Genomic DNA, 16914 nt, shown 5'->3' on the forward strand with positions numbered 1-16914 from the left:
CTGACCATCTTGCTGGCTCTGCTGGCAGCCTGGACTGTCAGCGGCGGTGCGGCCGCCGGACGGACCGACACGGTCGCCTATGCCAGAAGCCCGTCCACGATCGACGGGCTCGCCTGGACCGGTATCAAGGACTCGTACGGAGTTCCGTTGTCGAACTACATCTTCGCCACCGAAACCAACGTCCTCGACCCCGAAGAGGCGGCGGTGGCGATGGTGCTGGGTCTGCTCTTCGCGACCTTCATGGTCATCGTGATCAGTGGCATCTGGCTGACCGGGTTCGTGGCGAGTTTCGGCTGGCTCGCCTGGCTCGACAAACCCTTGACCGCGGTCGCCGACAGCCTCACCGGTGCGATAGCCACCCCGCTCATGCTGACCTCGGCGGCGGCGATCGGTGCGTTCTTTGTGGCGTGGTTCGTCGTGCGGGGGTACACCGCCAAAGCCGTAGTTCAAGTCGTAGCGATGCTGATCGTTGCCGTCGCCGGCGCCGGATACCTTGCGCATCCGCTGGCCGCCGTGTTGTCGTCGGACGGCTTGCTGAGCCAGGGGCGTGATGTCGGGATAGCGGTCGCCGCGGGACTGAACGGCAACTCTACTCCGGATCCACAATCGATAGTCGCCGAGTTCAACGGAACGCTGGCCGACAACTTCGCACGGCGTCCGGTGCAGGTCTGGAATCTCGGTCATGTCGTAGACGATTCGCCCAGGTGCCGTGCGGCATGGTCGTCGGCAGTTCTGGCGGCCGAGGAATCGCGGCTCGCGGAAGGAATGCGCCAGTGCGGCGACACCTTGGCCCACGACCGAATCCAGAATCCGAGTATCGGACAGATCGGCACCGGCCTGGTGCTGTTGATCTTCGCGACGATCCTGCTGCTCTTCCTGGAATATCTCTCGATCAAGATTTTCCTCGCCGCACTCTCGTCGGTCTTCCACGCGATCGCGGCTATTGTCGGTTTCGCCGCAGGTGGATTCATTTACGGTCCTACTCAGGCATTTCTGGTCCGCAACCTCGTGGGCATGGTCGGCGATGCCGGATCGATGGTGGTCCTCTTCGTATTCGAAGGTGGCTACATCCTTGTGCTCGGCAGCGTGTTCCGTGCAGCACCCGAGAGTGGCCTAGCGGTGATCTTCGTCGGTGGCATCGTGCTGATTGCAGGTTTCGTGCTGGTGCACCGTCTCGATCTCCACCTGATCGGTGGCCAGAGCCGGATAGCTGAGAAGATCCGTGCAGTGCTCGAGGGTAGACCGGCTCCGGCGGGCGGCGCATCCACCGGAATGGGCCAGGCAACCATTCGTCAGTGGTTATCTCCGGGCCACGCCATGGGAACCGCACTACGTTTTGCCGCTGATTTCAATGGAAACCCCGTCGCGTCCTGGGTATTCGGTCGCCCGAACCCGTTGATGTACTACTCGCGACGAATGCAGGAGATGAATTATCTGAATTACGAGCTGCTGCGCGGAAACGTACCGCCACGTACCGCCGGGAGCTGGATGGCTCGACTCACGTTGGGGAAGAATGCGCACGATGCAGCCGCCAGGGCTGCCGTGGAAGGCTTCGATGGTGTCAATGCCCGAGCTGCCGCAGCAGCCATGACGACCATTCTCACCCTCGGTGGGGACCGCGCCGACGCAATGGGCGCACTCGCTGTCGCCCGCTTCCCCCCTGCAATGCGCAGATGGGCGGCCGAGGCTCATGCTCGTACGGTGCAGTCTGCCGACGAGAATCCGGTGCAGTACGGGCCGCTGGCGCAAGCTGCTGCCGCGTTGGATCTCGCCGAAAGCACTCGAGGCTGGGGCGGCGCCGTCGAACAAGCCGCCCACAATGCGCAATTCGCGGAGTCCGCGGTTATGTTCCACCGTCTCACCCCCCGCCCCCTGGGCAGCACTCGCGGTTTTGAAAAGGACCCATTTACCTCGAAAGCTCTGGCTGATTACAATACGTACCAAGATTTCCTCAACGCATTCGGTGGGACGAAAGAGGGCGCGGCGCGGGAATGGGCGACGCAGAGTGAGGATAAGCGGCGATACGTCGGGTACACGCTCGCCGAGAGGCTGGCGAGCAAGGCGCAGCAATATGAAAGAACCCCGAGCAGTACCCTTCTCGCAGAGGCGATGGATCTCAAGAACAAGGCCACATATATAGATCTGGCGCTTTCCGGTACCAATATAGGCCCGTGGACCAACTAGTGTGCTGCTCTGCGCCGAGGGCTTGCCTGACCTGATCAGTCGATCGCGTCTCGGCCCCAGCCGGAGGGCCGGATCCCGCCGCCGGATGGCAGCCTTCCGCACTCGTGCCTACAGTGGGGTGGATGTCGCCGTTGGACGAGAGGCACCCGTCCACCGTCTCCGGCTGGGACGACGCGCGACGCCGCGATCGGCTGCGGGACACGGGCCTGGGGCACGGGTGGAAGACGTTGCGCCGCACCAGGGTGACGCTGCTTCGGGTGGCCGCATTGCTGCTGACCGGGCTCGTGGTGTTCGCGCAGTACTGGAAGTACGACGTCGTGCCGGAACAGGCGCGGTTGGCGCGCACCGACCCGGCCGTGCTACCGGTCGCCCCGCCGATGGACCCGGACAACTGGGACACCGTGGTGGTGGACCTCGTCGGGCTGGGCGGCTTGGACGCCAGTGACACCGCCGCCGCGCTGCCCTCGCTGCGCAGGATGGGCATGGTGTGGGCGATCCGCTACGACAACCGAGGTATCGACACCAAGGTGATCGCCGACCTGATCGTCCGCGCCGCGGAACTGTCCGGCTTGAAGAACGTGGTGCTGGTCGGACACAGCATGGGCGGGGTGATCGCGCTGGAGGTGGCCGAGCACATCCATCGGGACAGCGACCGCAGGCTCGTCGGGGTGATCCTGGACTGCACGCCGATGGACCTGAACGCGGTCCGCCCGGAGAGTCGCGGTCGCGGTGAGGATATGCAGCGCTGGATGCGCTGGCTGCCCGGCGCCCGGGAGAGCCGCATACTGCGTCTGGCGGTGGAGACCTACGCCCGCCGGGACCGGTTCCTCGAGCGCGGCGGCGAACTGCCCGGCATCCGGTTCGGTGAGCTGGGCGAGGTGTTGACGGAGGTGCTGCGGGAGAAGATCGTCTCGCGCGACGCCGCGAGCAACGGTCTGATCGAGTCCCAGTTCACCGCCATCGTGGCGGGTGGTGCGACGGACAATTTGCGCGCCTTGGCCGAACCCGCGGCCCAGAAGCCGCGGCCCGCCATCGTTTTCCTCCGTCCGCGCGATCCGGGTCGAGACCGCGTGGTCGACGTCGAATACTCCCACCAAGTGCTGATCGAGCGGTCCGGCGGCGTCGACGGCACGCTGCTGGTGGTGCTCGCGCGAAACATCGGGCACGCCAATCCGATGCAGCGTCCGCACGAGTACAACACGGTGATCGAGCAGCAGGTATTGCCGTTCATCCAGCGCTATCAGCAACAGGTTCGGGGAACGACGGTCGCGGCGCCGACCCGCTGACCGGGGTTCGAACCAGGCTGAGACAAACCGTTTTCACGCCGGATCCGTCTTGCTTCAATTCGCCTATGTTCCGACCCAGTACGTTCCGGTCCGGCCTCAGCGGCCGCACGACCGCCGCATTGCTCGCCGTGGCAACCGTTGCGACCCTGGGGCTCACCGGCTGCGCGAACGACGACAAGCCGGTCGGTCCCACCGCCGACGGACCACTGCCCACCGAGGTTCCGGCGGGAACCACCCTAGTGGTCGCCGACCAGTCCGAGCGCCTGCAGTCGGTCCTGCGCATTTCTGGTGAACTCGACAAACTTCCGTTCACGGTGGAGTTCGCCAACTTCGTCGGCGGACCGGCCATTCTCGAGGCGTTCCGCGCGGGCGCCGCCGATGTGGCGCAGGTGGGCGACGTTCCCCCGATTCACGCCCTGGTGGCCGGACAGGACGTTCCGATCATCGCGTCCTACCAGACCAGCACCACCGCCCTGAAACTCGCGGTGGCACCGGGCAAGCCGGTGTCCACCCTGGCGGATCTGAAGGGAAAGAAGATCGCCTACGCCGAAGGCACCGCCCAGCAGGCCGCGGTGCTGCGCGCCATCGACAAGGCCGGACTGAAAACCTCCGACGTGCAGCTGGTGCGGTTGCAGCTGGCCGAGTTCCCGGACGCGGTGCGCACCGGCCAGGTCGACGTCGCCCCGCTGATCGAACCGAATGTCACCCGGTTCCTGCGCACGCCGGGCACCTCGCTGATCGCCGACTCCGAGACCGCGGGCATCTACGGCGGCCTCGCCTACCTGTACGCCCGCCGCGCCGTCGTGCGGGACCCGGCCAAGGCGGCCGCCACCCGCGCCCTGGTCGGCGCGTTCGTGCGCGCCTACCAGTGGGCCAACACCCACCCGGAGGAGTGGGCGCGCCGCTACTACGTGGAGAACCAAAAGGTGAGCGCGGACGACGCGAGGCGCATTGTGGACTCGTTGGGCACGTATGTCTTCCCGCACCTGGACCAGAAGCTCGTCGACCATCAGCAGGCCACCATCGACGCCATCGCCAAAGCGGGCGAACTGCCCGAGAAGGTGCAAGCCGCGAACGGTTTCGATCTACGTTTCGACGCCGCGATCACCCAGGCGGTCACCGAGAGCGGTGCCGCGTTCGAACCGAAGGCACGCTGATGGCAACCCTGGACGCCGGAGTACTGCACCGCATCGGCCTGGCCCGCTCCGGCCCGGAACCGGTGCTCGCCAAACGCAAGCTCGCCCGCCCGCGGCTCGGCCCTGGCCGCCCGATCCCGTTCGGCATCGCGGTGGGACCGGTGTTGCTGGTCGCCGCGTGGGTGGCCGGATCGGCTTCCGGCGCTTTGGATCCGGAGACCCTTCCCGCGCCGTGGACGGTCGCCGGGACCGCCGGTGACCTGCTCGCCGACGGCAGGCTGCAATCCAACCTGCTCACCTCCGTGCAGCGCGCCGTGACCGGCCTCGGGCTCGGCGTGGCCATCGGCTTGGTGCTCGCGCTGCTGGCCGGGCTGAGCCGGATCGGCGAAGCGCTGGTGGACGGGCCGATCCAGATCAAGCGCGCCATCCCGACGCTCGCCCTTATCCCGCTGTTCATCGTGTGGTTCGGCATCGGCGAGGAAATGAAGCTGCTGGTCATCACCACCAGCGTGGCGGTACCGATCTACCTGAACACGCACGCGCACTTGCGCAGCGTCGACGTCAGATACGTCGAACTCGCCCAGACGGTGAAGCTGTCGCACTGGGGGTTCATCCGCCGGATCGCGTTGCCGGGGTCACTGCCCGGGTTCTGCACCGGCCTCCGGCTCGCGGTCACCATCTCGTGGCTGGCACTCGTCGTGGTGGAACAGGTCAACGCGACCAGCGGTATCGGCTATCTCATGACCCAGGCCCGCACCTACGGCCAGATCGACGTGATCGTGGTCGGCCTGGTGATCTACGGCCTGCTCGGGCTGTTCGGCGACATCCTGGTGCGCGCCGCGGAAAGGAAGGCGCTGTCATGGCGACAGACACTCGCGGACTGAACGTCGTCCGCACCAGGCAGCTGCGACGCGGCTTCGGCGACCGGGTCGTACTGCGCGACCTGGACATCGACATCGCACGCGGCGAGTTCGTCGCGCTGCTCGGCCGCAGCGGTTCCGGCAAGAGCACATTGCTGCGCGCGCTGGCCGAACTGGACTACGACGTGCCGGGATCCGGTGAGCTGAGTGTGCCCACCGAACGTTCGGTGGTCTTCCAGGACTCCCGGTTGCTGCCGTGGGTGCGGGTGCTGGACAACGTGACGCTCGGGCTCAGCGGCTCCGACGCGGCCGAGCGGGGACGCTCGGCGCTGGCCGAAGTCGGTCTCGCGGGGCGGGAGAAATGCTGGCCCAAGGAGCTTTCCGGTGGCGAGCAGCAGCGCGTCGCGCTGGCGCGGTCGCTGGTGCGCGAGCCGGAGCTGCTGCTGGCCGACGAACCCTTCGGCGCGCTCGACGCGCTGACCCGCATCAAAATGCACGCACTACTGCAGGACCTGTGTGCGAAACACCGGCCCGCCGTGCTGCTGGTGACCCACGACGTGGACGAGGCGGTGTTGCTGGCCGACCGCGTGCTGGTGCTCGACGACGGGCGCATCGCGGTGGACCAGCGCATCGACCTGGAACGCCCACGCCGCCACGGTGACCCGGCCCTTGTGCGGCACCGATCCCTGCTCCTGGCCGGCCTCGGCGTCGGCGTCCAGACGCCCGCCGACGACGAAGAGAAGAAAGCCTCATGACCGCACCGCGCAAACTCAGCCTCAACGCGTTCATCTACCCCTCCGGCCATCATGAAGCCGCGTGGCGGCACCCGTGGAGCAGCCCCGAGCGGATCTACGACGTCGCCTACTACCAGGAGATCGGCCGCACCGCCGAGGCGGCGAAGCTGGACGCGGTGTTCTTCGCCGACGGACCGGCCCTGCGCACCAACGTGAAGTACAACGCGGCCTCCGGCTTGGAGCCGATCACCCTGCTCACCGCGATCGCCACGGCCACGACGCATCTCGGTCTCATCGCCACCGCATCGACCACGTACTACGAGCCCTACAACCTGGCCAGGTTGTTCTCCACGCTGGACCACATCTCCGGTGGGCGCGCCGGCTGGAACATCGTCACCACCGGCACCGATCTCGCGGCGGCCAACTTCGGTCTGGACAAGCACCCCGACCACGCCGAACGGTACGCGCGGGCACGGGAATTCGTCGATGCCGTGGTCGCGTTGTGGGACAGCTGGGAGGATGACGCCATCGTCCTGGACCAGGCTTCCGGAGTGTACGCAGACCCCGGCAAGATCCACCGGATCGACTTCGCGGGCGAGTATCTGTCGGTTCGCGGGCCGTTCAACGCGCCGCGAACGCCGCAGGGTCACCCGGTGCTGGTCCAGGCGGGCGCCTCCAACGACGGCCGCGCGTTCGCGGGCCGATACGCCGAGGCGATCTTCACCGCGCATCAGCGATTGGGCGACGCGCAGGCGTTCTACGCCGACATCAAGGCGCGCGCCCGCGCTTTCGGCCGCGACCCCGAGCATGTCAAGATCCTGCCCGGGATCAGCCCGTTCATCGCCGGCACCGAGGCGGCCGCCAAGCGGCTGGAGCGCGAGTTCAACGAGCTCACCGTGCCGGAATACGGGCTGGCCCAGTTGGAGGGCATCGTCGGGATCAGCCTGCGGCACCTGTCACTGGACGAGCCGATTCCGGTCGAATTGTTCGAGGCGGCAGGCGATGTCACCGACAACGGACAGAGCCGATTGCAGGTCGTCGCGGGCATCGTGCAGCGCGAACGGCCGACCGTGCGCGGCCTGCTGCACCGCCTCGCCGGTGCGCGCGGCCACCGCGTCTTCGCCGGGACCCCAGAGCAGGTGGCCGACACCATCGAGGAATGGTTCCGGGGCGGCGCCGCGGACGGGTTCAACGTGATGCCGCCGTACTACCCGGGCGGACTGGAGATCTTCGCCGAAACCGTCGTGCCGATCCTGCAGGAACGCGGTCTGTTCCGCACCGAGTACACCGGCACCACCCTCCGCGACCACTTCGGCCTGCCCCGCCCCGACAGTCGCTTCGCTCGCCCGCCCGCGCTGACCCGGTGAGCGGCCCGCGCGACTACGCCGCGGTGGTACCGCGATGAATGAGCGGTCTGTCGCGCGCGGCGGTGTCGTGAGTCCTGTGCGTCTGCGGTCGCTGACCTGGACGGTGTTCGTGCCCATGGTGGTGTACGGCATCGGATCGGGCGCCGCGGCGCCGATGTTCGCGCTACGAGCGCTGGACTTGGGCGCGTCCGCGGGGCTGGCCGGGGTGGTCGTCGCGCTGTCCGGGTTGGGCATGGTGCTGACCGATCTGCCTGCGGGCCGGATCGTGCCCGTGGTCGGCGAACGCGGTGCGATGGCGGTGGGGTCGGTGCTCGGCCCGGACGATGTGGCGTGGCCCGCGCAGGTCAGCGGATCCCGGTGTCGCGCGGTCAGATCCGGCGCGTGCCCGCTTCGGGCGAGGCCAGGGTGCGTCAGCGGGCGCGGGTGCCGAGCAGGTGGCGCACGCCGGCGACGAACAGTTGCAGGCCGAAGTCGAAACGCGCTGTGGCGTCGGGGGTTTCCTCCAGCGTCGACAGGTCGTCGGGCAGAGCGCCCATCGAGTCCATCTGCATTCTCGACTGCTCGTCCACGGTCTGGCCCAGGACGTAGTAGAGCAGGGTGAATGCCGCGAGCTCGGCCTCGTGCCGCGGCATGCCGGCGCGAATCGCCGCGCTCACCAAGCGTTCCCGACCCCTGCTCGTGGTGAGGCGGGAAGCGTACGTCGCCGAGACCAGTTCGGCGCCGTCGCGATAAGCCAGCAGGCAGTCGCGCAGGCGGTGGGCCAATTCGGTGATCTGGCCGGACCAGTCGTCGGCCTCGACCGGGTCCTCCATGGGCGCGAGGATCTTGTCCGCGACCGCGCCGAGCAAGGCCTGCTTATTGGGGAAATGCCAGTACAGCGCGCCGGGTTGCACTTGAAGGGAACCGGCCAACCTGCGCATGGTGAGGTCGGCGAGACCGTATTGGTCCAGAATCGCGATGGCGCCGTCGACCACGTCCGCCCGGTGCAGCTGCACTCGAAGTCCTTCCCCGTCGTGCTTTGACTCACTCCTACCGCTACCCTAGCCTGAACACCGTTCAAGTTGCACGGCCACCTCGGCCGGACGAAGGGATTCGTGCAGTGACCCAGGCACCGGTAGACACCAACATCCTGTCGATCGCCCGCGAGCAGGTGCTAGAGCGCGGCGAGGGGCTGAACCAGGAACAGACCCTGGAGGTACTGCGTCTGGGTGACGACCGGCTGGAGGAGCTGCTCGCCCTGGCCCACGAGGTGCGGATGAAGTGGTGCGGCCCCGAGGTCGAGGTCGAGGGCATCATCAGCCTGAAGACCGGCGGCTGCCCCGAGGACTGCCACTTCTGCTCGCAGTCGGGCCTGTTCCAGTCGCCGGTGCGCGCCGCGTGGCTGGATATCCCCAGCCTGGTGGAGGCCGCCAAGCAGACTGCGAAGACCGGCGCCACCGAGTTCTGCATCGTGGCCGCCGTACGCGGCCCGGACGAGCGCCTGATGGCCCAGGTCGCCGCGGGTGTCGAGGCGATCCGCAACGAGGTCGACATCCAGGTCGCCTGCTCGCTGGGCATGCTCACCCAGGAGCAGGTCGGCCAGCTGGCCGCGATGGGCGTGCACCGCTACAACCACAACCTGGAGACATCCCGCTCCTACTTCCCGAACGTGGTCACCACGCACACCTGGGAAGAGCGCTGGGACACCCTGCGCATGGTGCGCGAAGCGGGCATGGAGGTGTGCTGCGGCGGCATCCTCGGCATGGGCGAAACCCTGGAGCAGCGTGCCGAATTCGCCGCGAACCTGGCCGAGCTCGAGCCGGACGAGGTGCCGCTGAACTTCCTCAACCCGCGCCCGGGGACGCCGTTCGGCGACCTCGAGGTGCTGCCCGCCGCCGACGCGCTGCGCGCCGTCGCCGCGTTCCGGCTCGCGCTGCCGCGCACCATGCTGCGCTTCGCCGGCGGCCGGGAGATCACCCTGGGCGATCTCGGCGCCAAGAAGGGCATTCTGGGCGGCATCAACGCCGTGATCGTCGGCAATTACCTGACCACCCTCGGCCGCCCCGCCGAGCAGGATCTGGACCTGCTCGGCGAGCTGAAGATGCCGATCAAGGCGCTCAACGAAACGCTCTGACCCCGGCTCGGTTGCGAGGAAAGAGGCCACGACCATGGGTACTGTCATGGACATGGACGAGCGCTACAACCCGTTCACCGGCAAGCGGATCGTGCCGGGACTCGACGACGCGATCCCGGCGGCCGCCGCGCTGGGCCTGGAGCCGCCGCGCTTCTGCGAGCAGTGCGGTCGCCGCATGATCGTGCAGGTCAGCCCGGACGGCTGGTGGGCGAAATGCTCCCGGCACGGCGTGCTGCTCTCCGCCGATCTGGAACGCCGCTAGTGGTGACGGTGCCGTCCCCGGGCGGGCTGCGGAGCGAGGTGCGTGCGGCGGCGCTGGTCGCCGTGGCGGTCGTGGCGGCGAGCGCGATCGGCGGTGTCGGATGGGCGCTGCTGGCGCCCACCGAGCGGCTGCTCGTGGTCGAGCCGGGCCGCGGTGTCGCGCTGCCCGGCGAAAGCGCGCACCGGTTCGACGCCTTGGCGCTGTTCGTGCTCGCAGGGGCGGTGCTCGGTCTGCTGTCGGCCCTGGCCGCGTGGCGGTGGCGCTCCGCGCGCGGCCCGCTGCTGCAGATCGGTGTGCTGATCGGCTCCGGCGTGGGCGCGGCGGTGCTGGCGCGAGTCGGCGAACAGGCCGCCGAATGGCTGCATCCGCGCCCGCACGATCCGCCGGTCGGCCAGATCGTCGCACTGCCCATCGAGGTGGGCAGTGCGCTCGCGCTGATCGTGCAGCCACTGATCGCGTCGTTCGTCCTGCTGTTACTCGCCGCGCTGAACACATCGGAAGACCTCGGTACCGGCCGCGGCCGGCGCAAGGGCGAATCCTTCGATACTGCAGGCACTTTCACGCCCTATGGTGACGCCGCGCACGGGGCAGAGTTGCCCTATCGCGGCTACGAGCCTGCCGCCGACGGACATTCGCTGCCCGCGTCCCACCCACGGCACTGACGCGTTGCCACAGGTGACGGTGAAGGACTGTCGAACAGCTATGCATGGGCTTCCCACACTCGTGGTCGTCAGCGGCCCACCCGGTTCCGGCAAGACGACGCTGGCCCACGCTCTCGCCCACGCCATCGGCTGCCCGGCTGTCTGCCGCGACGAGATCAAGGAGGGAATGGTCCACGCGACACCGGATTTCACATCCGGCCCCGAGGACCAGCTGAATCTGCGCACCCTGCCGGTGTTCTTCCAGACGCTGGAACTGCTGCTCCGGGCAGGCGTCACGGTCGTAGCCGAAGCCGCCTTCCAAGACCGGCTGTGGCGTCCGGGTCTGACGCCCCTGCAAGCCCACGCCCACCTGCGCGTCATCCACTGCATGGTCGACCCCGCCCTCGCCGCGGCGCGAATCGACCAGCGCCGCAAGAACGATCCGCGACGCCGTGCCCATTCCGATCCGCAACGCCCCATCTGGGCACCTGCCGCGTTCCAGCGAGTCACACTCGACGCGCCGCCCCTCGAGATCGACACGACATCCGGCTACCGCCCGACCCTCACCGCGATCGTCGATTTCGTCAACAGCAGCCACTGGAGCGACACGATTCATGATCAACGGCACATGAGCGAGGGCCCTTCTCGCGAAATGCCGCAGCCATGTGCCACTGATCATGAAGCTGAACGGACGGACAGCACGGGAGGCTGTCAGTAGGCGAGGTCGGACCACGGAATGTGGATGGGAAACGGGAAGTCGATGGTGATGCCGTCGGTGGTTGCCGGGGTCCACTCGTCGGCCAGGATGTAGTTCGTCGGGTGCAGCGGTCGGACCCCGGCCGGAAGTCGGCCGTGGCCTGTCTCCAGTGCGTAGGCGCGGACTATGTCGATTCCGCGCGGATCGCGTGCCAGCCTGACCTCCCAGTACCACGGGATACCCCCGTCGGCGTATCGGGCCTTCTTGGCTTCGATGTCTCGCTGCGTGTTCGACGGCGACAGTACTTCGCCCGCGATCAGGACATCACTCGCGCGGATGTCCTGATAATCGGATTCGAGGCAACGGAAAACCAAGAAATCCGGCGTTACGAAATCGGACTTCTCGTCGGCTCGGAGAAAGACGTTCGTCTCCATGCCGACCTGCCAGCACTGCTCCGGCTGCCCGGACATGGTTTGCTGGACGCATCGGCGCAGCGCGGTCCAGAACAGCCCGGTGTACTGCTGGTGCTCGAAGGGGCCGCGCCGGACCCAGACGACACGGCCGTCCCAGAGCTCGATCTGGGACGCGATGTCCTCCGGGAGCCGCTCGAGCTCCTCCCAGGTCATGTACTCGGGAAGCTCCGGCCGATCTACTCGCGGCGTCGACATGCCGCTCATGGTAGTCGGATAGGGCCCAGAAGAGCTTCGCCGACCGGACTTGCCCACGGCCTCGCCCGCACGATCGGTTGCCCCGCCGTGTGCCGGGACGAGATCGAGGAGGATGGTTCATACGGCACGGGGTTTCACGCCGGTTCTGACGACGGGCCGAACCTGTGCAGGGTCGGTGCAGCGGCAAACCGTCGCACAGTGGGCGGTGCTCAGCTCGGTGGGCGCAGGGCCGCGAATTCGTCCGTGACGCGTAGACCGGAGTCGGTGAAGCGGTAGACGGCGGCGGGGCGGCCGCCCGCGCGGCCGGGTGTGGCGGTGGCGCCGGTGGGTGTGATCACTTTGCGGCGGGTGAGGACTCGTTGGAGATTTGTGGTGTCTACGTCGTATCCGAGTGCGGCGCAATAAATTTCGCGCAAAGTGGACATCGTGAACCGGTCGGGGGCGAGTGCGAAGGCGATGTTGGTGTAGGACAGTTTCGCGGCCAGGCGGGTGCGGGCGTGGTCCACCACGGTGCGGTGGTCGAAGGACATGTCCGGCAGGGCGGAGACCGGATGCCAGGCGGTGTCCGACGGTAGCCGCGGGTCGGCGGTGAGCGGCACGAGGCCGAGGTAGGCCGAGGCGATGCGCCGCGGGCTCGGCACCCGGTCGGGGGCGCTGAACACCGAGAGCTGTTCGAGATGGGCCAGCTCGCGCACGTCGACCTTCTCGGCGAGCTGGCGGCGCGCGGAGGTGTCGAGGTCCTCGTCGTCGCCGAGCCGGCCGCCGGGCAGCGACCAGGTGCCCTTCTGCGGGTCGAGCGCGCGTTCCCACAGCAACACCGCCAGTTCGGTCCGCTGGTCGGGTGGGCAACGTCGCAGCATGCCTTCCGGGCCGTCCGCGGGACTTCTACCTGCGGTGATATCTGCGGGGAAGCGACGAACCTGGAACACCGCGGTGAGCGATTCGTGGATGGTGCTACCATGGGGCACGTTTTCGATTATAAGTCGAAAACCTGGTTTGGTGCGAATCGGCGGGGTAGCCGACCGCACGAGGAAGGGAGCCATCCATGGCGACGACGGGTGCGAAACTGGCGCCCCCGCTGATGGGGCAGGTGTTCGACGGACCCGCGGGGTTCGCCGGAGTCGAGGCGACGCCGGAATGGGCGCAGGAGGTCAAGCGACTGGCCAGGGAGCGCAACGCGACCATTCTCGCGCACAACTATCAGCTACCGGAGATCCAGGACGTGGCCGACCACGTCGGCGACTCGCTGGCGTTGTCCCGGATCGCGGCGGAGGCGCCGGAGGACACAATCGTGTTCTGCGGCGTGCACTTCATGGCCGAGACGGCCAAGATCCTCAGCCCGGCCAAGACCGTCCTCATCCCGGACCAGCGCGCCGGATGCTCGCTCGCGGACTCCATCACCGCCGACGAACTGCGCGCCTGGAAAGCCGAGCACCCGAACGCGGTGGTCGTCTCGTACGTGAACACCACCGCGGAGGTGAAGGCGCTCACCGACATCTGCTGCACCTCGTCCAACGCCGTGGACGTGGTCGCCTCGATCGATTCGGACCGCGAGGTGCTGTTCCTGCCGGACCAGTTCCTCGGCGCGCACGTCAAGCGGGTCACCGGACGGGCGAACATGCACATCTGGGCGGGCGAGTGCCACGTGCACGCCGGCATCAACGGTGACGAGCTGACCGAGCAGGCGCGCACCCACCCGGACGCGGAGCTGTTCGTGCACCCCGAATGCGGTTGCGCCACCTCGGCGCTGTACCTGGCGGGCGAGGGCGCGTTCCCGGCCGAGCGGGTGCACATCCTGTCCACCGGCGGCATGATCGACGCGGCCAAGGCGGCGAAGTCGAACCAGGTGCTGGTGGCCACCGAGGTCGGCATGCTGCACCAGCTGCGCAAGGCCGCGCCCGGTATCGACTTCCAGGCCGTGAACGACCGCGCCTCGTGCAAGTACATGAAGATGATCACCCCGGCAGCACTGTTGCGCTGTCTGGTCGAGGGCAGTGACGAGGTCCATGTCGATCCGGAAACCGCTGCGCTGGGCCGCAATTCGGTGCAGCGGATGATCGCGATCGGCAATCCCGGCGGCGGTGAATGAGTTTCTTCGGGGCGGTCGGTCTCCGGCGGAACGCGGTGGCGCAAGCGCTGGCCACCGCGAATCCGCCTGGGCGACCGGCTGATTCGCGGGTCGGAGGACAGAGAGGCACGGGCCGATGACATCCCGGTTTTCGATCGACTGGGAGGCCGAGGCGGACCTGGTCGTGATCGGCGGCGGCGTCGCCGGGCTGACCGCGGCGCGCACCGCGTCACTGCGTGGCCTGCGGGTGCTGACGCTCAGCAAGGGCGGGCCGACGGACACGTCCACCCAGTACGCCCAGGGCGGTATCGCGGTTGCGGCACCGCATGGCGATTCGGTCGAGTCGCACGTGCACGACACCGTGGAAGCGGGCGCGGGGCTGTGTGACGTGGACGCCGTGCGCTCCATCGTCGAGGGCGGCCGAGCCGCGGTGGCCGCGCTGACCGACCTCGGCGCGGTATTCGACCTCGGCCGGGACGGTCAGATATCCCGGACCAGGGAAGGCGGCCACAGCGCCCGCCGGATCATCCACGCCGGCGGCGACGCGACCGGCGCCGAGGTGCAGCGGGCGCTGAACGAGGCCGGTCTGCCGGTGCTGTTCGGGACCGCGGTGGGGCAGATCGTCACCGGGCGCGGCGGCGTCCAGGGTGTCGTCGCGGTGTCGGAGAAGGGATTCGGCGTCGTCCACGCGCCCGCGGTGCTGCTGGCCACCGGCGGGCTCGGCCAGTTGTACGCGCTGAGCACCAACCCGCCGGGCGCCACCGCCGACGGCGTCGCGCTTGCGCTGTGGGCCGGTGCCACGGTCGCCGATCTCGAGTTCGTGCAGTTCCACCCGACGGTGCTCTACACCCCGGGCGGGGTGGGGCGCAGGCCGCTGATCAGCGAGGCGGTTCGTGGTGAAGGCGCGAGACTCGTCGACACCGAGGGAAATTCGGTGACCGACGGGTTGCATCCGCGTGGCGACCTCGCGCCGCGCGACGTGGTCTCGCGCGCCATCGCCGCGCGCATGCGGGCGCTGGGCACCGAGCACGTCTACCTCGACGCGCGCTCGATCGAGCACTTCCCGCAACGGTTTCCGACGATTACCGCCTCCTGCCTGGCCGCGGGCATCGATCCGCGTACGGACCTGATCCCGGTCGCGCCCGCCGCGCACTATCAGTGCGGCGGGGTCGTCACCGATACCCACGGCCGCAGCGGAGTGCCCGGCCTGTACGCGGCGGGTGAGGTCGCGCGCACCGGCCTGCACGGGGCGAACCGGCTGGCCTCCAACAGCTTGCTCGAGGGTTTGGTGGTCGGCGAGCGCGCCGGAGCCGCCGCGGCCGAGCGGCTCGGCGAGCGGGTGAACGTTGCCGAAATCCCGGTTCGCGTCGCCGAGCATGCCGATCGCGACATCGTGCAGCGCTTGATGACCACGCACGCCTCTGTGGTCCGTGATGGCGCCGGTCTCGCCGAAGCGCTCAAACGGCTCGACGACGTGGTCTCCCGGCGCGACACGCTCACCGGCGCCGCACACCCGATCGCCAGGATCGAGGACGCTGCGCTGACCCTGGCGGCGCGCACCCTGCTATCGGCCGCCCTCGCCCGCACCGAAAGCCGTGGCTGTCACACCCGCTCGGATCACCCGGACCTGGTGGACGGACTCCGCCGTGACCTTCCGATCCGGTTGAACGACGACGGCGCCCCCGAACACCCTTCACCCATTTCCTGAACACAGCCGCCGCGCGCGTCCCGGATCCATCGTGTCCCGCTCGGCGAGAGAGGAGCGCTCCGATGGCGCTGGACGCCGGTCTGGATCGTGACGAGATACTGCGGATCATCCGCGCGGCGCTGGACGAGGATCTGCGCTACGGCCCGGATGTCACCACGGTGGCCACCGTGCCCGCCGACGCGGTCGTGAAGGCGTCGGTGGTATCGCGGCAGCCGGGGACCGTCGCGGGACTCGACGCCGGGCTGCTCGTGCTCGACGAGGTGATCGGCGCGGGCGAGTACGAGGTCACCGACCGCGTGGCCGACGGAAGCCGGGTGACACCGGGACAGTCCGTGCTGACCGTGGTCGCACCGACCCGCGGCCTGCTCACCGCGGAGCGCACCATGCTCAACCTGGTCTGCCATCTCTCCGGCATCGCCACCGCCACGGCCGCCTGGGTCGACGCGGTCGCCGGCACCCGGTGCCGCATCCGGGACAGCCGCAAGACGCTGCCCGGACTGCGCGCGCTGCAGAAGTACGCCGTCCGCGTCGGCGGCGGCGTGAATCACCGTATGGGCCTCGGCGACGCCGCGCTGATCAAGGACAACCATGTGGTCGCCGCGGGATCGGTGGTCGAGGCGCTGCGCGCGGTCCGCGCCGCCGCCCCCGGCATCCCCTGTGAGGTCGAGGTCGACAGCCTCGACCAGCTCGACGCCGTGCTCGCCGAGAACGTGGAACTTGTCCTGCTGGACAACTTCCCGCTCTGGCAGACCCAGGCCGCCGTGCAACGCCGCAACGCCACGGCACCGCGAACCAAGCTGGAATCCTCCGGCGGCCTGAGTCTCGACGTGGCCGCCGACTACGCCCGCACCGGCGTCGACTACCTCGCCGTCGGCGCGCTCACCCACTCGGTGCGCGTCCTCGACCTCGGCTTGGACATGTAGGCGGGCAGGCGCGCGAAGTTATCCGCGCAGACGAGCTCGCTGGTAACGGTTTACGACTCCCCGCGCTGCCCACCGAGTCGCGTCCCGGAACGGTCGGCGCAATACCGCAAGCGGCTCCGGCCAGAAGCACGGACACGCCGCGGCCAGTTCGAGTACCTCGGTGCGGCAGCGGGTCTGCTCGTCGCTGCAACGGTGATCCCAGCCGACGGTGACGAGCTCGGCATCTTGGGCGAAGTACCCGCCCGCCGCGCGTGCGGGCTGTGTGGC

General features: G+C 68.5%; 16 protein-coding genes. 13 read left to right on the top strand and 3 right to left on the bottom strand.

Going from position 1 to position 16914, the window contains the following annotated elements:
- Positions 1 to 9: 9 nt before the first annotated feature.
- The 6 genes from AB0M45_RS12905 (at position 10) to AB0M45_RS12930 (ending at position 7567) form a co-directional block, all read left to right on the top strand.
- A complete protein-coding gene (locus AB0M45_RS12905; RefSeq protein WP_364326915.1) occupies positions 10 to 2184 on the top strand; it encodes a hypothetical protein in 2175 nt (724 codons plus the stop codon).
- A 122-nt stretch (positions 2185 to 2306) separates the two neighbouring features.
- Positions 2307 to 3470 carry an alpha/beta hydrolase gene (locus AB0M45_RS12910; RefSeq protein WP_364326918.1) on the top strand — a complete coding sequence of 388 codons (1164 nt, stop codon included), beginning with the start codon at positions 2307 to 2309 and terminating at the stop codon, positions 3468 to 3470.
- A 65-nt stretch (positions 3471 to 3535) separates the two neighbouring features.
- On the top strand, positions 3536 to 4627 hold the full coding sequence (locus AB0M45_RS12915) for an ABC transporter substrate-binding protein (protein ID WP_364326921.1): 1092 nt from the start codon (positions 3536 to 3538) through the stop codon (positions 4625 to 4627).
- On the top strand, positions 4627 to 5490 hold the full coding sequence (locus AB0M45_RS12920; protein WP_364326924.1) for an ABC transporter permease: 864 nt from the start codon (positions 4627 to 4629) through the stop codon (positions 5488 to 5490). Before AB0M45_RS12915 ends, AB0M45_RS12920 begins: the two co-directional genes overlap by 1 nt.
- Positions 5466 to 6221 (top strand): ABC transporter ATP-binding protein, encoded by a 756-nt coding sequence (locus AB0M45_RS12925; protein ID WP_364326927.1) that lies wholly within the window; start codon positions 5466 to 5468, stop codon positions 6219 to 6221. Before AB0M45_RS12920 ends, AB0M45_RS12925 begins: the two co-directional genes overlap by 25 nt.
- Positions 6218 to 7567: an LLM class flavin-dependent oxidoreductase gene (locus AB0M45_RS12930; RefSeq protein WP_364326930.1), complete on the top strand. Its 1350-nt coding sequence runs from the start codon at positions 6218 to 6220 to the stop codon at positions 7565 to 7567. Before AB0M45_RS12925 ends, AB0M45_RS12930 begins: the two co-directional genes overlap by 4 nt.
- Before the next feature lie 410 nt (positions 7568 to 7977).
- On the opposite strand, the gene AB0M45_RS12935 is transcribed toward AB0M45_RS12930, so the two are convergent.
- Positions 7978 to 8562, bottom strand: coding sequence for a TetR/AcrR family transcriptional regulator C-terminal domain-containing protein (locus AB0M45_RS12935; protein WP_364326933.1), 585 nt, complete (start codon positions 8560 to 8562; stop codon positions 7978 to 7980).
- A gap of 104 nt (positions 8563 to 8666) precedes the next feature.
- Here AB0M45_RS12935 and bioB point away from each other — a divergent pair, with 104 nt between their 5' ends.
- From bioB to AB0M45_RS12955, 4 genes are read left to right on the top strand one after another with little or no spacing between them, the layout of a single operon-like run.
- Positions 8667 to 9680 (top strand): biotin synthase BioB, encoded by a 1014-nt coding sequence (gene bioB / locus AB0M45_RS12940; RefSeq protein WP_364326936.1) that lies wholly within the window; start codon positions 8667 to 8669, stop codon positions 9678 to 9680.
- 34 nt (positions 9681 to 9714) lie between these two features.
- Complete coding sequence (locus tag AB0M45_RS12945; protein ID WP_364326939.1) at positions 9715 to 9942, top strand: hypothetical protein; 228 nt, start codon at positions 9715 to 9717, stop codon at positions 9940 to 9942.
- Positions 9943 to 9944: 2 nt separating this feature from the next.
- The gene (locus AB0M45_RS12950) at positions 9945 to 10604 is read left to right on the top strand and encodes a DUF2567 domain-containing protein (RefSeq protein ID WP_364326942.1); all 660 of its coding nucleotides are present in this window, start codon (positions 9945 to 9947) and stop codon (positions 10602 to 10604) included.
- Positions 10605 to 10644: 40 nt separating this feature from the next.
- Positions 10645 to 11301 (top strand): AAA family ATPase, encoded by a 657-nt coding sequence (locus AB0M45_RS12955; RefSeq protein ID WP_364326945.1) that lies wholly within the window; start codon positions 10645 to 10647, stop codon positions 11299 to 11301.
- On the opposite strand, the gene AB0M45_RS12960 is transcribed toward AB0M45_RS12955, so the two are convergent.
- Positions 11295 to 11948, bottom strand: a complete 654-nt coding sequence (locus AB0M45_RS12960; RefSeq protein ID WP_364326948.1) for a Uma2 family endonuclease — start codon at positions 11946 to 11948, stop codon at positions 11295 to 11297. The genes AB0M45_RS12955 and AB0M45_RS12960 overlap by 7 nt on opposite strands.
- Positions 11949 to 12157: 209 nt before the next feature.
- Positions 12158 to 12916: an NUDIX domain-containing protein gene (locus AB0M45_RS12965; protein WP_364326951.1), complete on the bottom strand. Its 759-nt coding sequence runs from the start codon at positions 12914 to 12916 to the stop codon at positions 12158 to 12160.
- 77 nt (positions 12917 to 12993) lie between these two features.
- Between AB0M45_RS12965 and nadA the strand changes: the two genes are divergently transcribed.
- From nadA to nadC, 3 genes are all read left to right on the top strand, one after another.
- Positions 12994 to 14037, top strand: coding sequence for a quinolinate synthase NadA (nadA, locus tag AB0M45_RS12970; protein WP_364326954.1), 1044 nt, complete (start codon positions 12994 to 12996; stop codon positions 14035 to 14037).
- Positions 14038 to 14152: 115 nt separating this feature from the next.
- Entirely contained in the window at positions 14153 to 15724 is a 1572-nt protein-coding gene (locus tag AB0M45_RS12975; RefSeq protein ID WP_364326957.1) for an L-aspartate oxidase, read from the top strand.
- Positions 15725 to 15786: 62 nt separating this feature from the next.
- Positions 15787 to 16647, top strand: a complete 861-nt coding sequence (gene nadC / locus AB0M45_RS12980; RefSeq protein WP_364326960.1) for a carboxylating nicotinate-nucleotide diphosphorylase — start codon at positions 15787 to 15789, stop codon at positions 16645 to 16647.
- The last annotated feature ends 267 nt before the right edge of the window (positions 16648 to 16914 follow it).

Origin of the sequence: Nocardia sp. NPDC051787 (assembly GCF_040681325.1) — a bacterium.
Lineage (GTDB): Bacteria > Actinomycetota > Actinomycetes > Mycobacteriales > Mycobacteriaceae > Nocardia.

Excerpts from the sequence above, each read along its gene's own strand:
- AB0M45_RS12910 (WP_364326918.1), top strand. The coding sequence starts at position 2,307 with ATGTCGCCGTTGGACGAGAGGCACCCGTCCACCGTCTCCGGCTGGGAC.
- AB0M45_RS12915 (WP_364326921.1), top strand. The coding sequence starts at position 3,536 with ATGTTCCGACCCAGTACGTTCCGGTCCGGCCTCAGCGGCCGCACGACC.
- AB0M45_RS12920 (WP_364326924.1), top strand. The coding sequence starts at position 4,627 with ATGGCAACCCTGGACGCCGGAGTACTGCACCGCATCGGCCTGGCCCGC.
- AB0M45_RS12925 (WP_364326927.1), top strand. The coding sequence starts at position 5,466 with ATGGCGACAGACACTCGCGGACTGAACGTCGTCCGCACCAGGCAGCTG.
- AB0M45_RS12930 (WP_364326930.1), top strand. The coding sequence starts at position 6,218 with ATGACCGCACCGCGCAAACTCAGCCTCAACGCGTTCATCTACCCCTCC.
- AB0M45_RS12945 (WP_364326939.1), top strand. The coding sequence starts at position 9,715 with ATGGGTACTGTCATGGACATGGACGAGCGCTACAACCCGTTCACCGGC.
- AB0M45_RS12955 (WP_364326945.1), top strand. The coding sequence starts at position 10,645 with ATGCATGGGCTTCCCACACTCGTGGTCGTCAGCGGCCCACCCGGTTCC.
- AB0M45_RS12960 (WP_364326948.1), bottom strand. The coding sequence starts at position 11,948 with ATGTCGACGCCGCGAGTAGATCGGCCGGAGCTTCCCGAGTACATGACC.
- nadA (WP_364326954.1), top strand. The coding sequence starts at position 12,994 with ATGGCGACGACGGGTGCGAAACTGGCGCCCCCGCTGATGGGGCAGGTG.
- AB0M45_RS12975 (WP_364326957.1), top strand. The coding sequence starts at position 14,153 with ATGACATCCCGGTTTTCGATCGACTGGGAGGCCGAGGCGGACCTGGTC.
- nadC (WP_364326960.1), top strand. The coding sequence starts at position 15,787 with ATGGCGCTGGACGCCGGTCTGGATCGTGACGAGATACTGCGGATCATC.